The 22969-nt window shown below is 62.1% G+C and carries 19 protein-coding genes; 11 read left to right on the top strand and 8 right to left on the bottom strand.

All coding sequences use genetic code 11. From position 1 onward, the window contains the following. Positions 1–224 precede the first annotated feature (224 nt). The 8 genes from IB279_RS26475 to IB279_RS26510 form a co-directional block, all read right to left on the bottom strand. Positions 225–1121 carry a LysR family transcriptional regulator gene (locus IB279_RS26475; RefSeq protein WP_034791732.1) on the bottom strand — a complete coding sequence of 299 codons (897 nt, stop codon included), beginning with the start codon at positions 1119–1121 and terminating at the stop codon, positions 225–227. A gap of 57 nt (positions 1122–1178) precedes the next feature. Next, positions 1179–2711: an ABC transporter ATP-binding protein gene (locus IB279_RS26480; protein WP_034791879.1), complete on the bottom strand. Its 1533-nt coding sequence runs from the start codon at positions 2709–2711 to the stop codon at positions 1179–1181. A gap of 5 nt (positions 2712–2716) precedes the next feature. Continuing rightward, entirely contained in the window at positions 2717–3649 is a 933-nt protein-coding gene (locus IB279_RS26485) for an ABC transporter permease (protein ID WP_034791733.1), read from the bottom strand. 79 nt (positions 3650–3728) lie between these two features. Continuing rightward, positions 3729–4823: an ABC transporter permease gene (locus IB279_RS26490; protein WP_051659225.1), complete on the bottom strand. Its 1095-nt coding sequence runs from the start codon at positions 4821–4823 to the stop codon at positions 3729–3731. 67 nt (positions 4824–4890) lie between these two features. After that, positions 4891–5880, bottom strand: coding sequence for a BMP family protein (locus IB279_RS26495; protein WP_162250988.1), 990 nt, complete (start codon positions 5878–5880; stop codon positions 4891–4893). A 54-nt stretch (positions 5881–5934) separates the two neighbouring features. Further along, entirely contained in the window at positions 5935–7230 is a 1296-nt protein-coding gene (locus IB279_RS26500; RefSeq protein WP_034791735.1) for an amidohydrolase family protein, read from the bottom strand. Positions 7231–7452: 222 nt separating this feature from the next. After that, positions 7453–8241, bottom strand: coding sequence for an aldolase (locus IB279_RS26505; RefSeq protein ID WP_034791888.1), 789 nt, complete (start codon positions 8239–8241; stop codon positions 7453–7455). Positions 8242–8426: 185 nt separating this feature from the next. Then, positions 8427–9323: a LysR family transcriptional regulator gene (locus tag IB279_RS26510; protein ID WP_034791737.1), complete on the bottom strand. Its 897-nt coding sequence runs from the start codon at positions 9321–9323 to the stop codon at positions 8427–8429. 164 nt (positions 9324–9487) lie between these two features. On the opposite strand from IB279_RS26510, the gene IB279_RS26515 reads away from it, so the two are divergent. The 11 genes from IB279_RS26515 to IB279_RS26565 all read left to right on the top strand — a co-directional run bounded on the left by IB279_RS26515 (position 9488) and on the right by IB279_RS26565 (position 22820). Further along, a complete protein-coding gene (locus tag IB279_RS26515; protein WP_034791739.1) occupies positions 9488–10879 on the top strand; it encodes a nucleobase:cation symporter-2 family protein in 1392 nt (463 codons plus the stop codon). Positions 10880–10940: 61 nt separating this feature from the next. Beyond that, entirely contained in the window at positions 10941–11804 is an 864-nt protein-coding gene (locus tag IB279_RS26520) for a xanthine dehydrogenase family protein subunit M (protein WP_034791741.1), read from the top strand. Then, complete coding sequence (locus tag IB279_RS26525) at positions 11801–12283, top strand: (2Fe-2S)-binding protein (protein ID WP_034791743.1); 483 nt, start codon at positions 11801–11803, stop codon at positions 12281–12283. Before IB279_RS26520 ends, IB279_RS26525 begins: the two co-directional genes overlap by 4 nt. Then, positions 12280–14586, top strand: coding sequence for a xanthine dehydrogenase family protein molybdopterin-binding subunit (locus IB279_RS26530; RefSeq protein WP_060529470.1), 2307 nt, complete (start codon positions 12280–12282; stop codon positions 14584–14586). The genes IB279_RS26525 and IB279_RS26530 overlap by 4 nt, the downstream gene beginning before the upstream one ends. A gap of 2 nt (positions 14587–14588) precedes the next feature. Next, complete coding sequence (locus tag IB279_RS26535) at positions 14589–15719, top strand: GTP-binding protein (protein ID WP_060604847.1); 1131 nt, start codon at positions 14589–14591, stop codon at positions 15717–15719. A 400-nt stretch (positions 15720–16119) separates the two neighbouring features. Next, entirely contained in the window at positions 16120–17043 is a 924-nt protein-coding gene (locus IB279_RS26540) for an amidohydrolase family protein (RefSeq protein WP_034791747.1), read from the top strand. 18 nt (positions 17044–17061) lie between these two features. Further along, positions 17062–18006: an amidohydrolase family protein gene (locus tag IB279_RS26545; protein WP_112975038.1), complete on the top strand. Its 945-nt coding sequence runs from the start codon at positions 17062–17064 to the stop codon at positions 18004–18006. Positions 18007–18066: 60 nt separating this feature from the next. Then, positions 18067–19440 carry a UbiD family decarboxylase gene (locus tag IB279_RS26550; protein WP_192339995.1) on the top strand — a complete coding sequence of 458 codons (1374 nt, stop codon included), beginning with the start codon at positions 18067–18069 and terminating at the stop codon, positions 19438–19440. A gap of 4 nt (positions 19441–19444) precedes the next feature. Then, complete coding sequence (locus tag IB279_RS26555) at positions 19445–20026, top strand: UbiX family flavin prenyltransferase (RefSeq protein ID WP_113188446.1); 582 nt, start codon at positions 19445–19447, stop codon at positions 20024–20026. Between the two features lies 1 nt (position 20027). Beyond that, positions 20028–20966, top strand: coding sequence for an XdhC family protein (locus tag IB279_RS26560; protein ID WP_113188447.1), 939 nt, complete (start codon positions 20028–20030; stop codon positions 20964–20966). Positions 20967–21113: 147 nt separating this feature from the next. Next, positions 21114–22820, top strand: a complete 1707-nt coding sequence (locus IB279_RS26565; protein WP_113188469.1) for an adenylate/guanylate cyclase domain-containing protein — start codon at positions 21114–21116, stop codon at positions 22818–22820. The last annotated feature ends 149 nt before the right edge of the window (positions 22821–22969 follow it).

The following is a 22969-nucleotide window of genomic DNA, read 5'->3' on the forward strand; positions in this document are numbered from 1 at the left end:
TCAAGAAATATAACGCTGAGGAAAACGCGCGCCCGAACGGGAACCACAGAATTCCCGCGCAGTTTTCGTCATTGCGTCGTTCAGCGAACAAACGTGCATGTCTGAAACGGAGCGCTGCCTAGGGGTTTCCCGCACAGCAATTGGTGTGAGTTCAAGCCTTTGCGCGTAGGAGAAAAGTGCCCGGACGGCGCTGGGCAGCGAGACGACCGGCCGTTTCCCAGGCCTCAGACCTGTTTCGCAACGCTGGCGATGAAGGCCGCTTTCAGATGCTCGGCGGCGGGCGAGAGGCTGTGGTGGCGCCGTTGAAGCAAAGAGACGTCACGCATGACGATGGGGTCAATGAGATCGACTGTCGTTACACCGACGGCCGAGGCGAGCTGTCCGGAGTTTTCCGGTAGCACCGAAACGCCCATTCCGGCGGCAATCATGCTGATCGCCGTTGTCGAAAAGCGTACCTCGTACTTTGGCCGGTAGTTCGGCACGACGCGAATGAGGTTGTGCTCGACGATGTTGCGCAAAGGGTTGGAGGCGGCAAGCGTGATTAGCGTTTCGTCCTTGAGCTCGGCCCAGCGCACGGATTTGCGCTTGGCAAACCGGTGATCCTCGCGGCAGACGAGCATCAGTTTGTCGCGCAGCAGCGGGGTGGCGGCGATTTCGGGGTCTTCCTCCGAAAGGGTCCCGACGGCGATATCGACCTCGTGGCGCTTGAGCGCCGGGGTTATCTGCTCTTCCGGCATGTCGCGAATGTTGACGGAGATCTCCGGATACTTGTTCAGGAATCTGGCGATGATCGGCGGTACGACCGTTGCGGCAAGCACGATCGCCGCGGCGATCGTCACTTGCCCACGCTTCAGCGAAGCGTTGTCGCGCACGTCGCCAACGGCAAGCTCGAGGTCCTTCATGATCTTGCGCGCCTGGGGCAGGAATTCCTGGCCGACCAGGGTGAGGGAGACCATGCGCGTGTGCCGGTCGAACAGGCGCACGCCGATCTCCCGTTCCAGATCCCGGATGAGGATGCTGACCGCGGACTGGGTGAGATGGAGGTTGCGTGCGGCGATGTTGAACTGGCCGAGCTCGGCCACAGCAATGAAGGCCCTGAGTTGCCGCAGGGTTATGTTCATATACGCGCGGCCTCCCGTTACATCGCTCCCATCAAAGCCTGCCAGACCTCGGCTTGTCTACCCCGCAAGTGCGGCTTGCTCTTTGTTGCCGGCCATGAGCAGGCCGAGTTCGTCGAGACGGGCGCGGTCGGGCGGCAGTTCGCCAAGGATTTCGCCGTGGAACATGACGACGATGCGGTCGCAGATTGCAAACAGCTCCTCGAGTTCCGTGGAGATCAGCAGAATGGCGCGGCCGCTGTCGCGCTGGCGCAGCATCTCCTCCATCACGAACTCCATCGCGCCGATATCGATGCCGCGCGCGAGCTGATTGACGAGGATGAAATCGGGATCGCGCGCCAGCTCCCGCGCGACGACGAGCTTTTGCTGGTTGCCGCCTGAAAGTGCTGCGATCGGCTGGTTCTCGTCCCGGCTCTTCACGCGAAACCGCTTGATCAGGTCGCGGGTGTGCTCGCCGATGACCTTGCGGTTGAGCATGCCCCCCGTCGCGAACGGTTTTTGGTCGTAACGCTGCAGAATGGTGTTTTCGCTGAGCGACAGCGGCAAGACGATGCCGTGCTTGTGGCGGTCTTCCGGAATGTGGGAAAAACGCCTGGCATTGATTTCTGCCGGGTCGAGCCCGGTTATATCGTTTCCGTTGAGAACGACGCGCCCGGAATCGACCGGCAGCAGGCCGGAGAGCGCGAGCGATAGTTCCGTCTGGCCGTTGCCGGAAACGCCTGCTATGCCGACGATTTCGCCGGCGCGTACATCGAGGCTCACGCCGCGCACGGCCGGAAGGCCGGTCTCGGCGCGGCAGGTGAGGTTTTCCACCGAAAGCACGATACGACCTGGCGGTTTGGGGCTACGCGGGAGCTCCATGCGCACCTCCCGACCGACCATCATGCGCGCGAGCTCACGCGCATTTGTCTCCCCGACCCTGACCGTATTGACGACGCGGCCGTCACGCATGACGCTGATGCGATTGCTGACCCGCATCACCTCGTCCAGCTTGTGCGAAATGAAGACGACGGTCTTCCCATCCTTCACCAGATCACCCATCAGCGAAAGGAGGCGGTCGGTCTCTTGCGGGGTGAGAACGGCGGTCGGTTCGTCAAGGATGAGCAGGTCGATACCGTGGAATAGCACCTTCAGGATTTCCACCCGCTGCTGCTCGCCGACCGAGAGGTCTTCGACGATTGCGTCGGGACGCACGTCGAGGGCGTAGCGCTCGGAAAGCGCGCGGATCTTTCGGTGGACCTTGTCGATATCGGATATGACGCTGAGCGCCGAACCCTGGCCGAGGATGTAGTTTTCTGCCACGGTCAGGTTCGGTACCAGCATGAAGTGCTGGTGCACCATGCCGATCCGCTGGCGGATCGCGTCGCGTGGGCTTGCAAAGCGCACCGATTGTCCCTTGTAGACGATCTCGCCTTCATCCGGCCGTACCATGCCACAGATCATGCTCATCAGCACGCTCTTGCCGGCGCCGTTTTCGCCGAGCAGCGAATGGATCTCGCCTTCCTCGATTTCGAGCGAAACGCCGTCGCTGGCGATGATAGGGCCGAAACGTTTGCGGATATTGTCGATGCGCAGGAACGGTTTTGCCGACATGTCGATCACCTCATCTCGTAGGGCTGGCCAAGCTTGCTGGGTGCGGCACCCTTGCCGCGGAAGGCGACGAGCGTGACGATCGTCATGATGTAGGGAAGCGCCTGCAGCACTTGGTAGGGCACGACGATCGATGCCTGCGCCTGGAGCATGAGCTGCAGGGCGTAAAAGAGGCCGAAGAGCAGCGAGACGAAGAAGGCGCCGATCGGCGACCAGCGGGCAAAGACCACGACGGCAAGGGCGATGAAGCCGCGGCCGGAGGTGATGCCTTCGACGAACTGGTTGGAATGGCCAAGCGTGAGGAACGCGCCACCGAGCCCTGCAAGCCCTGTACCGACGAGAACGGCGGCATAGCGGTAGCCGACGACACTGCGACCGGCGACGTCGACGGCCTTCGGGTGCTCGCCGACGGCGCGAAGCGTCAGGCCGAAGGAGGTGCGGTAAAGCATCAGGGTGGCGAGTATGGCGACCAGCACGGTCGAATAGACGATCAGGTTCTGACGGAAGAACGCCTCCCCGAGAAAGGGCAGATCGCTCAGCCAGGGTATGTGGACCGGCTGGGCGATCTCGATGCCCTTGCCGGTCGAAACGTAATAGGTGCGAAAGAGGAAGGCCGTCAGGCCCATGCCGAGCAGGTTGAGGGCCGCCCCCACCACGATCTGGTCCGCCTTGATGGTGATCGTGAAGACGGCGAAGACGAGCCCGAACAGCATGCCGCCGGCAACGCCGGCCAATAGCCCGAGCGGAATGTTGCCGGTGGCTGCGGCCGCAGCGAAGCCGCAGAAGGCGCCGACGAGCATCGTGCCTTCGAGCCCGATGTTGAGCACGCCTGCGCGCTCGGAAAAGACCTCGCCGATCGAGGCGAAGATCAGGGGGGTGGCAAGCCTCCAGGCGGCGCCGACGAGCGCTGCGAGAAAGGTGAGAGAAATCATGTCGTCCATGGGTTCGACCCTCCAGGAATATCGCCAAAGTTTTGTTTTCCCGCGGGCGGTCTACGGCGACGCGGGAGTTTCCATGCTTTCAAGCCACAGTCCTGAGGATGTCGCGCAGCTTTGCGAAGGCGACGACCGAGAGGATGACGATGCCCTGAATGACCAACACCAGGACCTGCGGGACCTGTGAGGTGATCTGGAGGACTTCCGAGCCGGAGCGAAGTGTCGCAAAAAGCCCGCCCGACAGGATTGCCGCCAACGGATTGTTGCCGGCCAAGAGCGCCACCGCGATGCCCTCGAAACCATAACCCGGCGAAATGTTCTGGTAGAGCCGACGTGTGACGCCCGCCACCTCGAAGGCGCCGGCAAGGCCTGCCATCGCGCCGCTGATGCACATCGCGATCATGACGTTCCTGGCGACGTTCATGCCGGCATAGCGGGCGGCATGCGGGTTGAGACCGACGACGCGCAGCGCAAAGCCGCGGCTGCTTCTTCGCAGGAAGATGTACAGCGCAACCGCCAGAACCACCGCAACGAGGATGCCGATGTGAAGCCTAAGGTCGGTTACCAGGCGTGGCGTCCAGGCTTCGCGCACCAGCCTTGCCGATTGCGGATAGGCGGCACTCGCATCGCGCATCGGACCGGTGACGAGATAGCTCGTGAGGATGAGGGCGATGTAGTTGAGCATGATGGTGGTGACGATCTCGCTTGCCTGAAAGCGCACCTTCAGATAGCCGGCTATGCCAGCCCAGGCGGCGCCCGCAAGCGCCCCCGCCAACATCACAAGCGGCGCATGCACCCAGACGGATAGGCCGTCGATGCTGGTGCCGACAAGGGTTGCGGCGATCGCTCCGACATAGAGCTGGCCTTCGGCGCCGATGTTCCAGATCGAGCAGCGAAACGCGACGCACAGCCCTGCACCGATCAGGATCAGCGGCGTCGCCTTCAGGAGAATTTCTCCGACCGAGCGTATGTCCTGGAACGAGCCGAAGACCATGACGGTGACGACGTCGCTGCCGTTGAAGCCGTTGAGCCAGAGCAGCAGGGCGCCGAAGGCGAGTGCGACGAGAACTGCCGCGATGGGTGTCAGGGCGCTGATCGCAGCCTGCGAGAGTGTCCTGTAGAAAGCTTGGGCTGCTTGAGAATTCACGGTCTCACGCACTCCCTGGTTTATCTCAGCCATGGGTGTGTCCATTGGTGTGATGCGGGAAGTGGCTGCGGCTGGATATCCCGCCGCAGCATGGAGGCAGCTATTCTGCGCCGGTCTTGATCTCGCCGGCGGCGATCTTGGCGCTGATTGCCTTGACCTCGGCGCGGATATCCTCCGGCACGGAGACCGGGCCGTCGTCGCGGAAGGTAAACGAGATGACCTTCGGGTCCTTCAGGCCGAAAACCACGTTCTCCGTGGGCGGGTGGCCTTCCTTGATCGCGCGAACCACTTCGACCACGCCTTGAGCATAGTCGGCGACGTAGAGCCCGAGAATGTTGTTAGGCGCAACCTCGGTAAAGTCGCTGAAGATCGAGAAGGAGCGCACGTCCGGGCCGGATTCGGCAATCGCCTGGTAGCCGCCGACGGTGGCGCCGGAAGCGTTCGGTACGACGAAGTCAGCGCCTTGCGAGATCATGCTGAGCGCCGCTTCCTTGGCGGCGGTCGTATCGGTGAAGTTGCCGATATAGGCTTCGCTGATCGGGAAGTCCGGATTGATGCTTTTTGCGCCGTTCTTGAAGCCGGCGAATGCCTGCTGGATCGGCGGGATTTCCATGCCGCCGACAAGGCCGGCCTTACCGCCCATTTTCGCAGCGATCACACCCATCAGGTAAAAGGGCTGGCTGGTATCGGTATTGAGCCCGATAACGTTGCCTTCGTGGATCGCGCTCGACGAGATCAGGAAATAGGTGTCCGGATAATCGAGCGCGACATCGCGCGCGGCGTCCTGGAACTCAAAACCGTGGCCAAGGATGACCTTGTAGCCCTGGCTCGCATAATCTCGAAACGCCTTTTCGAAGGAGGCCGGGTTCTGCTGCAGCTCGACATAGCTGATCTTGGCGCCAAGCTGTTGCTCAACGCCCTTGAGCGCGTTGTAGCCGATCCGGTTCCATCCTTCTTCGGAAACACTGCCGGGCACGAGAAGGCCCATCTTGAAGTCTTCGGCGTGCGCGAGGTCCTGCCAGAGTATTCCGGTCAGGGCCATTCCGAGAGTGGACGCAAGCAGCAAACGACGTGAAATTTCAGTTATCATTTCATTCCTCCCATTAGATTGCAGTCCCAATCCCCCCGGAGCAGCCGTTCCCTTTTATGCGTTCTCCTTCAGGCGGATGTTTTCAGTAGTGCTCTGCGAGACCAGGCGCCCGTTCGAAAAGACGAAAGCCCGATCCGGCCCGCCGGCAATCAGCGTGTCGGTATCGATGCAGTCGGTAATGACGAAGTCGGCGCGCGCGCCGGGTCTGAAACCGTAGTCCTTGCCAAGCCCCATCAGTCGGGCAGGGGCCGTCGTGATCATGCTGTGCGCGGCTGAGAGCTCGTCCCCGCGCAGATGGCCTGCAAGCAGTGTCCAGCGGGCGATTTCCAGCATGTCGCCCGAGCCGGTCGGAACGAACGGATCCTGGATATTGTCCGAGGCGGTGGCGATGGTGATGCCGGCGCGATGGAGTTCGGCGACACGCGTCAACCCGCGCGGCGGCAGCATCTCGTAATCGCGGCCCTGTAGATAGAGATTTGCGGCCGGCAGTGTCACCACGCCGACATTCAGTTTGTCCAGGCGCTCTGCTATCCGCTGGAACTCCCGGCGCGGCAAGGCGCTCAACACCGAGACGTGGCTGAAGACGGTGCGCCCCTGCATGCCGAAGCGCTCGACGCGTTCGAGTGCGGCGTCGATGAGATGCACGCCGGCATTGAGGTGTTCGTCGAGGTGCAGGTCGATAGGCTTGCCGGATTTCACAGCGGCCGAAAACAGGATGTCGAGGTAGCGCGGCGGGTCCTCGGAAACGGCGGGCGTTCCGCCGACGGCATCGGCGAGCGCAACGGCGCCGTCGATGTTGTTGCCGAGCCACTCGAAGTCTTGGCCTGGATGCGGCGTCATGAAGGCGACGAGCTGAAGCGTGATGCGGTGCTTTTCGGCATCGCGAATGGCGGCCAGCGTCTCGATGCCATGGAAACCGGCATCCTTGTCGACGTTGATGTGGCTGCGGATCGCGGTCGTGCCGCGCGAAAGACATCGCCCGATTGTGCGCGTCGCGCGCTTGTGAATGTCGTCGGGGCCGGCGGTGCGGGCGTATTTCGCAAAGGCTTCGCGGGCGCCCTGGAGCGTGCCGGAGGGATTTGGCGTAAACCGCAGCACCCCCGTCTTGTCGAGATGCTGGTGCGCGTCGACGAAGCCCGGCGAAACGAGCATGCCGGAAATGTCTATGCAGGCGCCGCACGAACCGGTGTCGAGAAAGGGCTCGACGACCGTGATGCGCCCGTCGGCGCCGACGATAATGTCACTTGCCGACTGCGAGCCGTCATCGTTTATGACGGTACCGCCCGTGAGGGCAAAGGACTGACCGGGGATCAGTCTTGCGAGCAACGCAGCTGGATTTTCACGTACCATGTCGTCCCCACCTTGTTGTTATGGCGGGAAACTAAGCACGCGCTTTTAATTCAAACAAATTCATTATTTCAATTATTTGATAAATGGATCGTATTAATTGCCGATCGCCAGGCACCGTTCGAGCATGGCCAACGTCATGGAAAGAGACGCCTGATCAACTGGTTGACCGGCAATCTGGAACGGGCCGATGCGATCGCTTTTGGCATCGGCCCTGGTTCGCATTCAGTGCCTGTATTGCGGTTCCTCGGCGTCGAGTTGCCGGCGGATGGCGGCAAGATGGGCCCGTGCCGACTCCGGGTCACCCTCGCGCATCTGCCGGTAAGCGGCCTCAGCGATCTGTGGGGCGACGGGCAGGACTTCCCGTCCGGTGGACATCGCAAGCACCTGCACTTCGGCCGCCCGTTCCAGATAGTAGAGATCGTCCCAGGCATCGGCGATTGTCGGCGCCAGGACCAGCACGCCGTGGTGTTTCAGGAAGACGATATCGGCGTCGCCCGCTGCAGCAGCAATGCGAGCGCCTTCCCGATGGTCGAGGGCAAGGCCGTTGTAGTTTTCGTCGACAGCGGTGCGTCCGTAGAATTTCAGCGCAGTCTGGCCGGCCCAAATCAAGGGGGCGCCCTCGGTCATGGATAAGGCGGTCGCATAGGGCATGTGCGTGTGGAAGGCGACTTTTGCGCGCGGCAGCCGGCGGTGGATTTCGGCATGGATGTAAAAAGCGGTTGCCTCCGGCTCACCGTCACCGTCGATGACGGTGCCCTTGAAATCGCACACCAGCAGCTTTGATGCCGTCAGCTCGCGAAAGGCATAGCCGTAGGGATTGACGATGAAGAGATCGTCATGGCCGGGTACGACAGCCGAAAAATGGTTGCAGATGCCCTCTTCGAAGCCGTTGCGCGCCGCCATGCGGAAGCAGGCCGCCAGATCTTCCTTGGTGCTGCGGATGGCATCTGTGGAAAGGTTGGGCCGGTTCGACCGTGCCGCTTCGGTGCTGCTTTTCAGGGAATGCGCCATGAGTTGCTCCTGGTTTGGCTTGAGCTGGGAGCGGCGGCCGGCCGAAAGCCCGCCGCGCGCAGCGAAGGCTGCGCCCTGCCTGCCCGCCGTTCCGCGGTCCAGCAGCGCGCCCAGATAACGCCGGAAAATGCGCGTGGTCAAACGCAAGGTCGCGTCTGAATACAAGACGTCTTTCCATGGAAACGTCAGTGCACGGATTTCAGCAGGAAGTCGCGAAACCGCCGGGCGGCCGGAGAGAGGGAGCGCGTGCGTTTCTGGATCAGGCTGACTTCGCGCTTGATGTGCGGCTCGGTCGGCGTGCGCACGACGAGGCCCATGGAGGTCGCAAGCCGTGTGACCGCCGATGTCATGATCGCGACGCCGAGCCCGCCTTCGACCATGCCGATAATCGTCAGCGGCAAGGCCACCTCCTGCATCGCCTTGTCGAAGGGCAGCACGATACCGTTGCGTGCCAGCTCGTTTTCGAGGCGGTCCCTGATCGGATTGCCGCGGTGCGGACCGATCAGCTTGCGGTCAACCAGGTCGGTCCAACGAATTTCACGCAGCCTGACCAGCGGGTCGTCCGGGTGAAGGACGATGAGGAATTCGTCGGTCGTCAGCCGGGTACCCATCAATTCGGTATCGTCCTCCGGCACGGTTCCGATCCCGAGGTCGACCGAGCTGTTGGTCACCTGTTCCAGGACGGCGATCTCCGCCACGTCATGGAGAGCGACGGTAATATCGGGGTAGAGCCGGGTGAAGGCGTTGACGAGCTGCGGCAGCATCAAAGCCGCCTGCACGGTGCCCGCTGCAATCGAGACCTTGCCACGTCTCAGCGCATTCAACTCGCGCGAGCTCTCCACCATGCCATCGATGTCGGCGACGGCACGTGCGGCAACCGGCAAGATGTCCATGCCGGCCTGCGTAAGCCGTAGAAGACGCGTATGCCTGTCGAAGAGACGCAGCTTCAAATTCTGCTCCAGCTGCCGAACCAGCGTGCTCACCGCCGACTGCGAGGAGCCGAGCCTGTCGGCGGCGAGGGTGAACTGCCCCAGATTGGCTACGGTGACGAAGGCTCGAAGCTGTTTCAGCGTGATGTCCATGCCGGTCCATTCATTCAATTACTATATGAATAAATATGATTGTGCCGATTGTTTGCTGATTTGGCCAGCCGCATGATCCGCTTTGTACGGCGTGCGGTGACCACATCATGAGGCCGAAGTTGCCCTCCCACCGCGCCGGAAGCTGTTCGCTGGGAGGAAAGCGAATGCATAAATCCGATACGACTGATCCTGTCGAAAAAACCTACCCGATCCCAAGTTTGATGGCCCTTGGCCTACAGCATGTTCTCGTCATGTATGCCGGAGCGGTCGCCGTGCCGCTCATTGTCGGCAGCGCACTTCAATTGCCCAAGGAACAGATTGCGATGCTCGTCAGCGCGGATCTCTTCTGTTGTGGCATCGTCACCCTCATCCAGGCGCTCGGCATCTGGAACATCGGCATTCGCCTGCCGATCATGATGGGGATTTCGTTCACCGCCGTACCCTCGATTATCGCGACGGGCACCAATCCCGATCTCGGCATGCCGGGCGTCATCGGCGCGGTCATCGGCTCCGGGGTGTTCACGATCCTGGTCGCGCCGTTCTTCGGCCGCTGGGTACGGTTCTTCCCGCCTGTTGTCACCGGCACGGTGATGCTGGTGATCGGCCTTTCGCTGATGCGCGTCGGGGTAAACTGGGCGGCAGGCGGCCAGCCGATGATCAAGGGTCCGGACGGCATGATCCCGAACCCGGCCTACGGCGCGCCGTTCGCGCTCGCCGTGGCTGCCATCGTGCTCATGTCGATCCTGCTTCTCACCCGCGTTCTCAAGGGCTTCATGGCCAATCTTGCGGTCCTGATCGGGATCGGGATCGGCTTCGTGGTCGCGATCGCTGCCGGCAAGGTGGATTTCCACGGCGTTGCCGAGGCCGACTGGGTGCGCATCATTCACCCGCTCGCCTTCGGATGGCCGATCTTCGAGTTCTGGTCGATCCTGTCGCTCTGTGCGGTCATGACCGTCATGATGATCGAATCGACCGGCCAGTTCCTGGCTGTCGGCGACATGGCCGGACGCAAGATCACCGAGGCAGAACTGACCCGGGGTTTGAGAACCGACGGTGTCGGTAACATTATCGGCGGCCTGCTCAACACCTTCACCTATACGACCTATGCGCAGAACGTCGGACTGCTGCAGATCACCGGCGTGCTCAGCCGCTTCGTGGTGGCAGCGGGCGGCGCCATCCTGATCCTGCTCGGCTCGCTGCCGAAGGTTGCCTTCGTCAGCGCATCGATCCCGAGCTATGTCGTCGGCGGTGCGGCAATCGTGATGTTTGGCATGGTGTCGGCGACGGGGGTGAAGATCCTGTCGAAGGTGGATTTCGTGGCCAATCGCCGCAATCTCTACATCGTCGCCGTCAGCGTCGGCCTCGCCATGGTGCCGGTCGTTGCCGAAAACATCTTCGATCAGCTGCCGGCGGCGATCGAGAAGTTCCTGCACAGCGGCGTGCTCGTCGGCACCTTTGCGGCGGCACTGCTCAACATTCTCTTCAACGGCGTTCCGGCGAAAGAGCCGGAGGAGGCCGAACTCGTGGACGGAGCGCCGGCTGCCGACCCTGCCTAGAGAACAACACCATTAGTCCGGCGGCCGCGCGCCGCCGGAGCCCCAACCCCAAGAGGATTCCATGAGACGCTTCGACTATCATCGGGCGGAAACGCTGGAGCATGCCTCCCGTCTTCTCACCGAGCTCGGCGACGACACATTCCTGTTCAACGGAGGCACGGACCTTTTGGTCGAGATCCGCGAACGGCTGCGCCGCGTGCGCAACGTCGTCGACATCAAGCAGATCCCTGGTTTGTCCGACATCACCTATGACGAGACGCGCGGACTGACCTTCGGTGCGCTGGTGACCGTCGGACGGCTGGAGAACCTGTCGCTGGTGCGCCAGCGATATCCGAACCTGCGTTCAGCACTCGCCTCGCTCGGCTCCATCCAGGTGCGCAACCGCGCGACCGTCGTTGGCAATATCTGTCGCGCCTCACCGTCGGCCGATACCATTCCGCCCTTGGTGGCGGACGGCGCCTTCGTGCACATCTACAGCCGCACCAACATGCGTGTGGTGCCGATCTGCGAGTTCTTCACCGGTCCCGGCAGGACCGTTCTCGCCAAGGGCGAAATCGTTACCGGCATCACCGTGCCGCCGGCGGGTGACAATACCGGCAAGGCCTATCTCAAGCACGGCCGTCGAAAGGCGATGGAGCTGTCCACCGTCGGCGTCGCCGTCAGCCTGGCGATGGACGATGGCGTCTGCAGCGACATCCGCATCGCGCTCGGTGCGGTCGGCGCCACTGTGCTGCGCGCGCCGCAAGCCGAAGCCATGCTGCGTGGCACGAGGCTCGATGCTGAGACGGTCAGGAGTGCTGCCGACAGGGCGATGGAGGAATGCACGCCGATCAGCAACGTGCGCGCCAGCGCAGACTACCGCCGCGACATGGTCGGCGTCCTGACCGGTCGCGCCATCAAACAGGCATTGGAGACTTTCGCATGAAACGGATGGTCGAATTCACCGTGAATGGCGAGGCGCGCGAGATGGCCGTCGATGGCTGCTGCTCCCTGCTCGATGCGCTGCGCGACGAGGTCGGCCTCACTGGCACCAAGAAGGGCTGCGATGTCGGCGACTGCGGCGCCTGCACCGTGCTCGTCGATGGCGAGCCGGTCAACGCCTGCCTGATGCTTGCCGTGGAAGCCGAAGGCCGTGCGGTCGAGACGGTCGAAGGGCTCCAGCCGGGTGTCGATCGACTGCATCCGCTGCAGGATGCCTTCATGCGGCACGGCGCCTCGCAATGCGGCTTCTGCACGCCCGGCATCCTGATGATGGCGAAGAAGCTCATCGACGACAATCCGCACCCGACTGACGAAGACATCCGCTTCGGGCTCTCCGGCAACATCTGCCGCTGCACGGGATACACCAAGATATTCGACGCGATCAAATCGGCCGCGCGCGAGATGGAGGCTGCAAGACCATGAACATGACCACCCCCATTGAACAGCGCGAGTTCAAGATCGTCGGCAAGAGCGTCAAGCGCGACGACGTGCTCGAAAAGGTCACGGGCGAGGCGCAGTATACCGGCGATATCAAGCTGCCCGGAATGCTGCACGGCAAGATCAAGCGCGCGGCGATCGCCCATGCGCGCATCAAGTCGATCGACGTCAGCAAGGCGCTCGCCTATCCGGGCGTCAAGGCTGTGCTGACCCACGAGACCGTGCCACGCGTGCTGCACTATGGGTCGCCGCATCCACGCTCGGCCTCCTGCACCAAGGACCAGTACATTCTCGACGACAAGGTGCGGTTCTGGGGCGAGGGCGTAGCCGCCGTCGCCGCCATCAGCGAAGAGATCGCCGACGAGGCGCTCGACCTGATCGAGGTGGAATACGAACCTTTGCCGGCCGTCTTCGAGCCGGAGGACGCCGCGCAGCCAGGCGCACCACTGATCCACGACGTTGGGCCGGGCGGCAATCTTGTGCTCGACCCGGTGCGCGTCAACCGCGGTGACATCGATAAGGGTTTTGCCGAGGCGGACTTCGTTCTCGAGGGCACATTTGCCGGCGGGCGGCCGCACCCGGCCTACATGGAGCCGAACGTCTGCATCGCCGACTGGGACGGTTCCAACAAGCTGACCTTCTGGACCTCGACCCAGACCTCTTTCATGGTGCGCGGCATCCTTGCAGAAGTGCTCGGCCTGCCGCTCACCAAGGTGCGCGTGCTCGTCGACCATATGGGCGGCGGCTTTGGGGCCAAGCAGGACCTGTTCCAGCACGAGTTTCTCTGTGCGCTTTTGGCGAAGGAAACCCGCCGGCCGGTGAAGATGGAGTTCACCCGCCATGAGACATTCGTGGCCGGTCGTTCCCGTCACCCTTGCCGGATCTGGCTGAAGCAGGGCTTCAAGAACGACGGCACGCTCGTCGCCCGCGACATGAAGCTGGTCTACGATTCCGGCGCCTACGGGTCCCATGGCCCGGGCGTGACCATCGTTGGAACCACCGCCGCTACCTCGCTCTATCGCTGCGAGAACGTGCGGCTGGAGGGGCGGTGCGTCTACACCAACACCCCGATCAACGGCGCCTTCCGCGGCTACGGCGTGGTGCAGAGCTACTATGCGCTCGACATCCAGATGGACGAAGCGGCCGAACGGCTCGGCATGGATCCGGCCGAACTGAAGCTGAAGAACGTGGTGCGCGCCGGCGACATCGCGCCATCAGGCCATCCGATCCTCGGCCACGGGCTTGAAATCTGCCTCAAGCACGGCATCGACGTGCTCGACTGGAAGGCGCTTTGGAACCGCGACCGGGCTCCAGATCCGAAGCGCCCGCACATCCGCAAAGGGTGGGGCATCGGCTGCGAGATGCACGGCTCGTCTGCCTATCCCGGCATCAAGGAACAGGGCAACGCCACGGTGAAGGTCAACGAGGACGGCACGGTGACGCTGCTGACTGGCGCTGCCGGACTTGGCACCGGAGCCCATACGGCGCTGGCGCAGATCGTTGCCGAAGAGCTCGGGGTCCGCTTCGAGGACGTCGGCGTCATCCATGGCGACACGGACGTGGTTCCATGGGACATTGGGGCCTTTGCCAGCCACACGACCTATCTGGTCGGCACGGCCGCCAAGATGGCGGCCGGAAAGGTCCGCGCCGCCGTGCTCGCCAGGGCAGCGATGAAACTTCAGGTCTCGCCCGACGAGATCGACCTTTCCGAAGGCAAGGTCTTCCTCATCGCCGAGCCAGATCGCTCTATGACGGTGTCGGAGGCCATGGGGCCCTCACGTGGCATTCCTGCCGCCAATATCGTTGCCAACGGCACTTACGAGCCGACGAAATCCTACTCTTTCGCCGCACATTTCACCGAGGTGGACGTCGACACGGAAACGGGCATCGTCGAGGTCAAGCGCGTCGTGCCTGTGCACGACGTTGGACGCGTCATTCACCCGATCGCGGCGCAAGGCCAGATCGAGGGTGGCATCCAGCAGGGCATCGGCCACACGCTGACCGAGGACTACGTCATCGACAAGAAGACCGGGCGCTCACTCAATGCGGGCCTGGTCGACTACAAGATGCCGCTGTCGATGGACATGCCCGACATCGAGACGATCATCCTCGAGGCAGCGCCCGACCCGGGTGGTCCCTGGGGCGCCAAGGGTGTGGGCGAAGATCCGATCATCGCCATCGGTCCTTCCATCGCCAATGCCATCCACGACGCCATCGGCGTTCGCTTCCACCACTATCCGATCACACCGGAAGACATCCTGAAAGCCTTGAGGGAGAAGGGCGCATGAACATGCATATCGAACCAGCGAGCCAGCAGAAACTCCCGATCACGATCCTCACCGGTTTCCTCGGATCAGGAAAGACGACACTGCTCAACTACATTCTCACCGAGCGTCACGGTCACCGTATCGCGGTGATCGAGAACGAATACGGCGAAGTGGACGTCGACAGCGACCTGGTGCTCGCCTCGGACGAGGAAATCTTTCAGATGCAGAACGGCTGCATCTGCTGCTTCGTTGACGTGCGCAACGACCTGATCGACGTGATGAAGAAGCTCCTGAGCCACAAGGACAAGTTCGATCACATCATCGTCGAGACCTCGGGTCTTGCCGACCCGACGCCGGTCGCCACCGCCTTCTTCGTCGACCGTAGCGTGGCCGACGAGGTGGAGCTCGACGCCGTCGTCACGCTGGTGGACGCAATGCACATCGACCAGCATCTCTACGATCCGGTGCTCGACGGCAGCGACAACCAGGCGGTCAACCAGATCGTCGCGGCCGACCGCATCCTCGTCAACAAGATAGACCTTGCCGGGGAGGATGCCCTTGGTTCGCTGGAAACATCTCTGCGCAGGCTGAACCAGACAGCACCCATCCTGAGGTCCAGCTACGGCAAGGTGGATCTCTCCAACATTCTCGGTGTCAAGGGTTTCCGGCCGTCCTATGTGCGAGAGCGGGCGGAAATTCTCGACATCGACATGGATGACGATCGCGATGCCGAGCACCATCATCACCATGATTGCAAGGAGCCGTGTTGCGACCATGCGCATCACGACCATGGGCACCACCATCATCATGACCATGGACGCGCGCACGCGACCCCCCTTCGGCCCCACCAGCATGACGCGACGGTGAAATCCCACTCCTTCGTCTATCCCGAAGCCTTCGACGGCGAGAAGCTTGCAGGTTTCCTCAAGGGCTACCTCGGCGAGCACGGCGACGATATTTTCCGCACAAAGGGCATCGTTTCCGTTGCCGGCGACGACCGCTTCTTCGTGCTTCAGGCCGTGCACAAGCTCGTCGATTTCCGCCCGGACCACGCCTGGGGCGAAGACAAACGGAAATCGAAGTTCGTGTTCATCGGCCGCAATCTCGACCGCGAAAGTATCGACAGAAACTTGCGTGCATGCCTGGTGCCTTAGCAGCGAATCTCCACGCCGGACGGCGCTTGCGTAAGCCTTTCTGTCTGAGCCGCCCGCGCCCCTCCAGCGCGGGCGGTTGCTGCTGCTTTCAATGACAAAAATCGTTTTAAAACAATTGTTTAGCTCATTTTTTGAGTTGACAAGAATCGCGCGAAGTGGTTCCTTTGAAGGCGAGTAGAAGCACCGACAATTGCTCACCGTCTGTTGGAAGATGAGGCTGCGATGTCGATGCTGATCACCAAAGGAACACCCGGTTGCCCCGCCCTGGGAGCTTATGCGCCGGCCTGTTCCCTCCGTCTTCGGCATTTCCTGAGATCGCGGATCCAGGCCTGGCTTTGGCCGGCATGGCGTTCATCGCGCGGCCCCGCATCGACCGGACCCTCTACGACAGGAGAAACCTATGATTATTGACCTGAGCTGCTATCCCACCGATCTGGTGGACCTGGCTTGGCGACACGACGGACCGCCGTTCACCGGCGACAAGCTGCTGAAGATGATGGATGGCCCCTACTATGTGAACGGCAAGCCGCGCCGGATCGACAAGGCCTTCATTCAGCCGCCGCAAGGCAACACCATCTACACCCACGAGGTGATGGATCTCGAGGGCAAGGCCGCCATCCGCCAGTACATGGCCTACACGGAAAAGATGGTGACCGAGCACCCCGACCGCTTCCTCGGCTGCTTCGTCTACAACCCGCGCTACGGCACCCAGAACGGCGCCGAAGAGATCGAACGCTACGCCAAGGAGTTCGATTTCAAGATGGTGCAGCTGCAGGCGAACATGCACGCCTACCGCCCGGACCGCGCGCTCGACTGGCTGCGACCGGCACTGAAGAAGTGCGCGGATCTCGGCCTGATGGTGAAGGTGCATACCGGTGACGGACCGTACTCGATCCCGACGGAGTTCTACCCGATCATCCGCGAGTTTCCGGAGGTCAACTTCATCCTGGCGCATTTCGGCGTTCAGACCGGCGGCGTCTACGTGTTTGAGCCGATGCAGATGGCACTCGACACACCGAGTGTCTACGTGGAATCCGGCTGGTGCCTGCAGTCGCGCATCGTCGAATTCGCCAAGGTTCTGCCCAAGCACAAGATCCTCTTCGGCTCGGATACGCCGCCGAACGAACCGGGCATGTGGATCAACCTCCTGGAGGTTCTCTGCCACGAGCCGCCGCAGGGCCTGAACCTCGATGAGGATACGCTCGAAGATTACCTCGGCAACAACGTCGCCCGGATGATCGGGCTGGAAGCGACGAAGCCACCGGCCACCGTCGAGGAAGCCGAGGCGTATCTGCGCCAGCACGGCGTCGCCCTTGCCGCGTAAATTTGAACGGAGTGAACAATGATCATTGATACCCATCTTCACCCGACCAACCTCGTCGACGAGGCGTGGCGTCACACGGGCGAGCCCTTCACCGGCGAGCGCATGCTCAAGCTGATGGACGGTCCCTACATGATCAACGGCAAGCCGCGCCGGATCGACATGGGCTTCATCCAGCCGCCGCCGGGCAACACCGGCTACCGCGACGGCAACCGCAAGGGTCGCGACGGCATTCGCGACTACATGGCCTATTGCGCCGAGCTTTGCCAGAAGTACCCGGACCGCTTTATCGGCAACTTCAACTACAACCCGCGCTGGGGACCTGAAAACGGCGCTGCGGAACTGGAATTCCACGTCAAGGAATACGGTTTCAAGATGTTGAAGCTGCACGCCAACATGCACGGTTATCGCCCCGACCGCGCGCTCGATTGGCTGCGTCCGGCGATGAAGAAGTGTGCCGAACTCGGCGTCGTCGTGCTCATCCACACGGGCGACGGCCCGTACACCATCCCGACGATGTTTTATCCGATCATTCGCGAGTTCCCGATGGTGAACTTCATCATCGGTCACTTCGGCATCCAGACCGGCGGCAACTATTCGTTCGAGTCCTTCTGGATGGCGATGGATACCCCGAACGTCTATTGCGAGTCGGGCTGGTGCTTCCAGTCGCGCATCGTGGAGTTCGCCCAGCAGTTGCCGAAGAACAAGATCGTCTTCGGCACGGACAGCCCGCCGAACGATCCGGGCATGTGGCTGCGCGAACTGGAAGTGCTCTGCAAGGATCCGCCGCACGGCATCAACCTCTCCGAGGACGATCTCGAAGGCTATCTCGGCAACAACATCGCCAAGCTCGTCGGCATCGATCCGTCGCCGCCGCCGCGCGACCTGAGGGACGCTCAGGCGCGTCTGAAGGATAGCTATGCCGGTGTCGACCGGGCCACGGGCAAGCACAAGGAATATGCCTGAGTAAAGACGACGGCGCCCATTCCGGGCGCCGTCACCCCCCAGTCGCGTCGAGGCTAAGATATGACCCAGTACCACAAGCAAGATGTCCGCAGCTTCCTCGCCGACTACAGGGCGGAGCACCCCGAAGATGTCATCACCATCGACCAGCCGGTCTTAGACGATCAGGATGCGACAGCGCTGATCTGGAACCTGGCTGAGCGGGGGCGACATCCCATGCTGCACCTGAGGGATGTCAGCGGCGTCGGCAGCGAGGTCCTCTGCAACATCTTTGCCTCACGCGATCGTATCGCCCGTCTGCTCGGTTCGACCGCCGACAGGTTGCACGAGGCCTACCAGGCGCGCGCCAACCGGCCGTTCACGCCGGAAGTCCTGAAGGAAGGTCCGATCACCGAGGAGATCGTCTCGGGTGATGCCGTCGATCTCAACGCGTTGCCGATGCTCAAGCACTTCGACACGGACCGGGCGAAATACATCACCAGCGGCATCATCATCGGCGAGCATCCCGAAACCGGCGCCGGCAATCTCAGCTACCACCGCGCGATGATCCATTCGAAGAATTCGCTCGCCACCTCGCTGCATTCGCGTGGCCATCTCTGGCGGCTGATGAACATGGCCAAGGAGAAGGGCAGGCCGATGCCGGTCGCGATGGTCATCGGCGGCCATCCGCTCTTCATGATCGCAGCCTCTGCCCGACTTGCCTTCGGTGAAGACGAACGTGATGTTGCCGGCGGCCTGATGGGCGAGCCGCTTCAGGTGGTGCGGACACCAAAGTACGGCATTCGTGTTCCCGCCCATGCCGAGATCGTGCTCGAAGGTGTGCTTGATCCCGAGGCGCATGTGGAGGAGGGGCCGTTCGGCGAGTTCACAGGCTATTCCTCCGACCGCTCGACCAACAACCTTTTCACCGTCGAAACCGTCATGCGCCGGCGCAATGCCATCCTCGTCAGCGTCGCCGGCGGCAATTCGGCCGAACACCTCAATCTCGGCCGCGTGCCGCGCGAGGCCGAGGTGGTGGAGAAGCTGAAGGCGCGCTTTCCCTCCATCACCGCGGTACACTACCCCTCGTCGGGCACGCATTTTCACGCCTACATCGCCATGAACCAGACGCGTGAGGGGGAGGCGCGGCAGGTCATGCTCGGCCTTCTCGGCTGGGACCAGTACCTGAAAACCGTGGTCGTGGTGGACGCGGATGTCGATATTACCCGCGACAGTGAGGTGCTCTGGGCGCTTGCCACTCATTTCCAGCCGCACAAGGACGTCGTCATCATCGAAGGCCTGCCAGGCAATGCGCTCGACCCCTCCGCCAGCGGCATCGGCACGACCTCGCGGATGGGGCTCGATGCGACGCGCGGCCCGAATTTCCATGGCGTGCGCGCCCGCATCAGCGACGAGGCCTGCGCGCGCGCCGCAGCACTCCTGAAAAGCGCGGGATAGGGCGATGACGCATCCAAGACGCATGATCGTTGGCATTTCGGGCGCGTCGGGCGTGGTCTACGGCAAGCGCATCCTCGAACTGCTGCGTGACCTCGAGATCGAGATACATCTGATCATGTCGCGTGCGGCCTGCATCACCCTTGCGGCCGAGGCGACGTTTTCCAGACAGGACCTCGAAGCGTTGGCGACGACCACCCATTCCAACAAGGATATCGGCGCCGTCTGTTCCTCTGGCTCCTACAAGACGCTCGGCATGATCGTCGCCCCCTGTTCGGTCAAGACGCTGGCCGAGATCGCCACGGGCACGACGGACAACCTCATTTCCCGTGCGGCCGACGTGGTGCTGAAAGAACGTCGTCGTCTCGTCCTGATGCTCAGAGAAACGCCGCTTCATCTCGGCCATATCCGTAACATGGCGCATGTGACCGAGATGGGCGGCATCATCTATCCGCCTGTCCCAGCCTTTTACGCGAAACCTCAGAGCATCGAAGACATGGTCGACCACACCGTCGGCCGCGTGCTCGATCTCTTTGATCTCGATCCGGGTATCGTGCGCCGCTGGCGGGGAACGCAGGGAGTGGAGTGAGATGACGATCCGCATCGCCGCCGATCCGGAAACGAACGCGCCAGAACCGCGCGCTACCTTCCTGTCGGACGATGCAATCGAAATACTGTCTTTCGCCGCTCGATCGCTCGAAGAGGGGCAGTCAACGGCCCTCATCACGCTCGTCGAAATTCGTGGCGGCGCTGCGCGCGCCCTCGGCGCGCAAATGGTCGTGCGCAGTGACGGTCTCTATTGCGGTTTCGTCTCCGGTGGTTGCACCGAAGCGGCCGTGGCTACCGAAACCATCACCGCTCTTGGAAAGGGCCTTGATCGCACGCTTCGACTTGGCGAAGGGTCCCCGTTCTTTGATATTGTCCTGCCCTGTGGCGGCGGCATTACCCTTGCGATCCATGTATTGGCGGACGCGGCAGTCTTGCGCCAGGCGCTTTCCACCCTCCAACGTCGCTCGCCGGTGGGTCTACGCTATCATCCTGGCAAGCGCGCCCTTTCGCTGCAGCACGGCAGCGAGGCAAGCGGCTGGTACGGCGAGAGTTTTGTGCGCGCCTACCGGCCGAGGCCGCGGGTCATCCTCGCCGGCACTCCGCTCGAGATCGATGCGGTTGCCCGCGTTGCTGTTGCGGCCGGCTACGAGACAGTCGTGCTCGAGCGTGGGCAAGTGCCTTCGCCTGACGAACTAGACGGCGACACCGCCGTCGCGCTCCTCTTCCACGATGTTGATCGCGAGTTGCCGCTGCTCGATGTGGCGCTGACGTCGAATGCGTTCTACATCGGCGCCCTTGGCAGCCGCCGGACCCATGCGAAACGCTGCCAGCTCCTGCGTGATTGCGGGGGAGATGAGCGTCTGCTTTCTCGCATCAAGGCGCCGATCGGCCTGTTCGACAAGGCGAGGGATGCACGTTCACTCGCAGTCTCGGTCGTGGCCGATATCGCACACGCGCGCCTGCGGCTCGACTGGATGTAGGTCTCCCATCCGAAGACAAAGGGCGCCGATAAAGTCGCTCAATCCTCGATGGAGGCGGAGGTCGCCTGGCATTACCTCTTGCGACTTGTTGACTCACTCGCGGTTGAACAATACCTTGCGAGCTCGGTCGTTAGGCTTGTCCTCAACATGACGGATCAATCTCTTCAGCGTCGCCTTGCCGCCATCGTCGTTGCCGATGTGGTGGGATATTCGCGCCTGATGGAGGCTGATGAAGTCGCAACGCTGGCGGACCTCAGGAAACTCCGTTCTGGCGTTATCGAGCCGGCTGTGATGCGTTACACGGGTCGCATCTTCAAGGTCATGGGCGACGGATTTTTAATCGAATTCGGTAGCGCGGTGGACGCGGTCGCAGCAGCGTTGGAAATGCAACGGGCCACCACTGCTGTCGAAGCTGCCGCAGACCGGCGCCTGCTTTTGCGTGTAGGGGTCAATCTGGGAGATGTCATTGACGACGGTTCAGACGTTCTCGGCGACGGTGTCAATGTCGCGGCGCGCCTAGAGACGCTGGCCGCACCGGGAGGTATCTGCATTTCAGCCAAAGTTCACGGCGAGATCGTCGGCAAGATCGGCGACCGTTTCTTTGATGCAGGCGAACGCTACCTAAAGAACCTGGCTCGCCCGGTCCACGTGTGGCATTGGCCGGATGCGCTGCAGAGCATATTGCCGCTGCCCGAATGTCCCTCGATCGCTGTATTGCCGTTCACAAATACGAGTGGGGATGAAGCGGACGCGCCTTTCGTCGACGGCTTGACCGAAGACCTGATCACCGACCTTTCCCGAACAGCTGGCCTGTTCGTCATCGCGCGCAATTCCGTGTACGGCTACAAGGGCAAGCCGGTTGACGTACGGCTTGTCGCCCAGGATCTCGGCGTGCGCTACGTCCTCGAGGGGAGCGCCAGACGCGCAATGGGTCGTGTCCGCATCAATGCACAATTGATCGACGCGCTTGGCGGCCAGCACTTGTGGGCCGACCGGTTTGACAGGACGGTGGAAGACGTTTTCGAATTACAGGATGAAGTTAACGCCAAGATTGTTGAAGCCCTCATCGGCCGACTGACCATCCCGACGCAGCGCAATCGGCCGAAGAATTTTGAGGCGTACGATCTGTGTGTGCGCGCCCGCCTGCTGACGGAAGAGTCGCCGCAAACTGCGCGTGAGGCTTATGTGTTGCTTCAGCGCGCGGTTGAGCTTGAGCCATCATATGCCGAAGCGCTCGGTCTGCTCGCCTATAATCGTTGGCTGGCCTGGACTCACTTCGGCGAGCCCGAAGATCCTAACCGTCAGATGGCGGTGACGTTCGCGCAGAAGGCCGTCGACCTGGACCCCAACGATGCCGGCTGCCGTTACGTTCTGGGAACTATTTTGGCTTATGAGCGGCGATGGGAGGAATCAGAAGCCGCCTTCGCCAAGGCCCTGGAGCTAGACCCCAACCACGCCGACACCTGGGCCGCCATGTCGGACATGTCCGTGCTGGACGGCAGGGTTGCCGACGGACTGGCACAGATTGAAAAAGCTCTGCGGCTCAATCCCTATCCAGCCTGCTGGTATCTTTGTCATCTTGGGCAGGCGCAATATGCCGCGCGTGACTATGAGGCGGCAACGGCTACACTGCGCAGGAAAGACACGTATCGTACCAACTCACGCAAATTCCTGGCTGCTACGCTTGCGCAATTGGGCCACCTTGAGGAGGCGCGGCGAGAAGCAGAATTGTTCCTGATCGCCCACCCTCATTTTACGATCGGCCATTGGCTCAGCTCCCAGCCGCTGCGCGACGCATCTGTACGAGACCACTTTGCAGACGGCTTCCGAAAGGCTGGCCTGCCGGAGATGTGACAGCGGGGAGTAGCGCAATCGGCCTGCGAGCAACCTCATCTTTTTGACTAGCGACGTTATCGAAGCGCCTATCGCGCACGGCGGCGTGTGCGACCAGGACATGACGGCCGCCTTGGCAGTTACTGGCCCTGTGCGGACAGCGGACTCCT

It is taken from the genome of Ensifer sp. ENS06 (genome assembly GCF_014852205.1).
In the GTDB taxonomy this organism is placed as follows: domain Bacteria; phylum Pseudomonadota; class Alphaproteobacteria; order Rhizobiales; family Rhizobiaceae; genus Ensifer; species Ensifer adhaerens.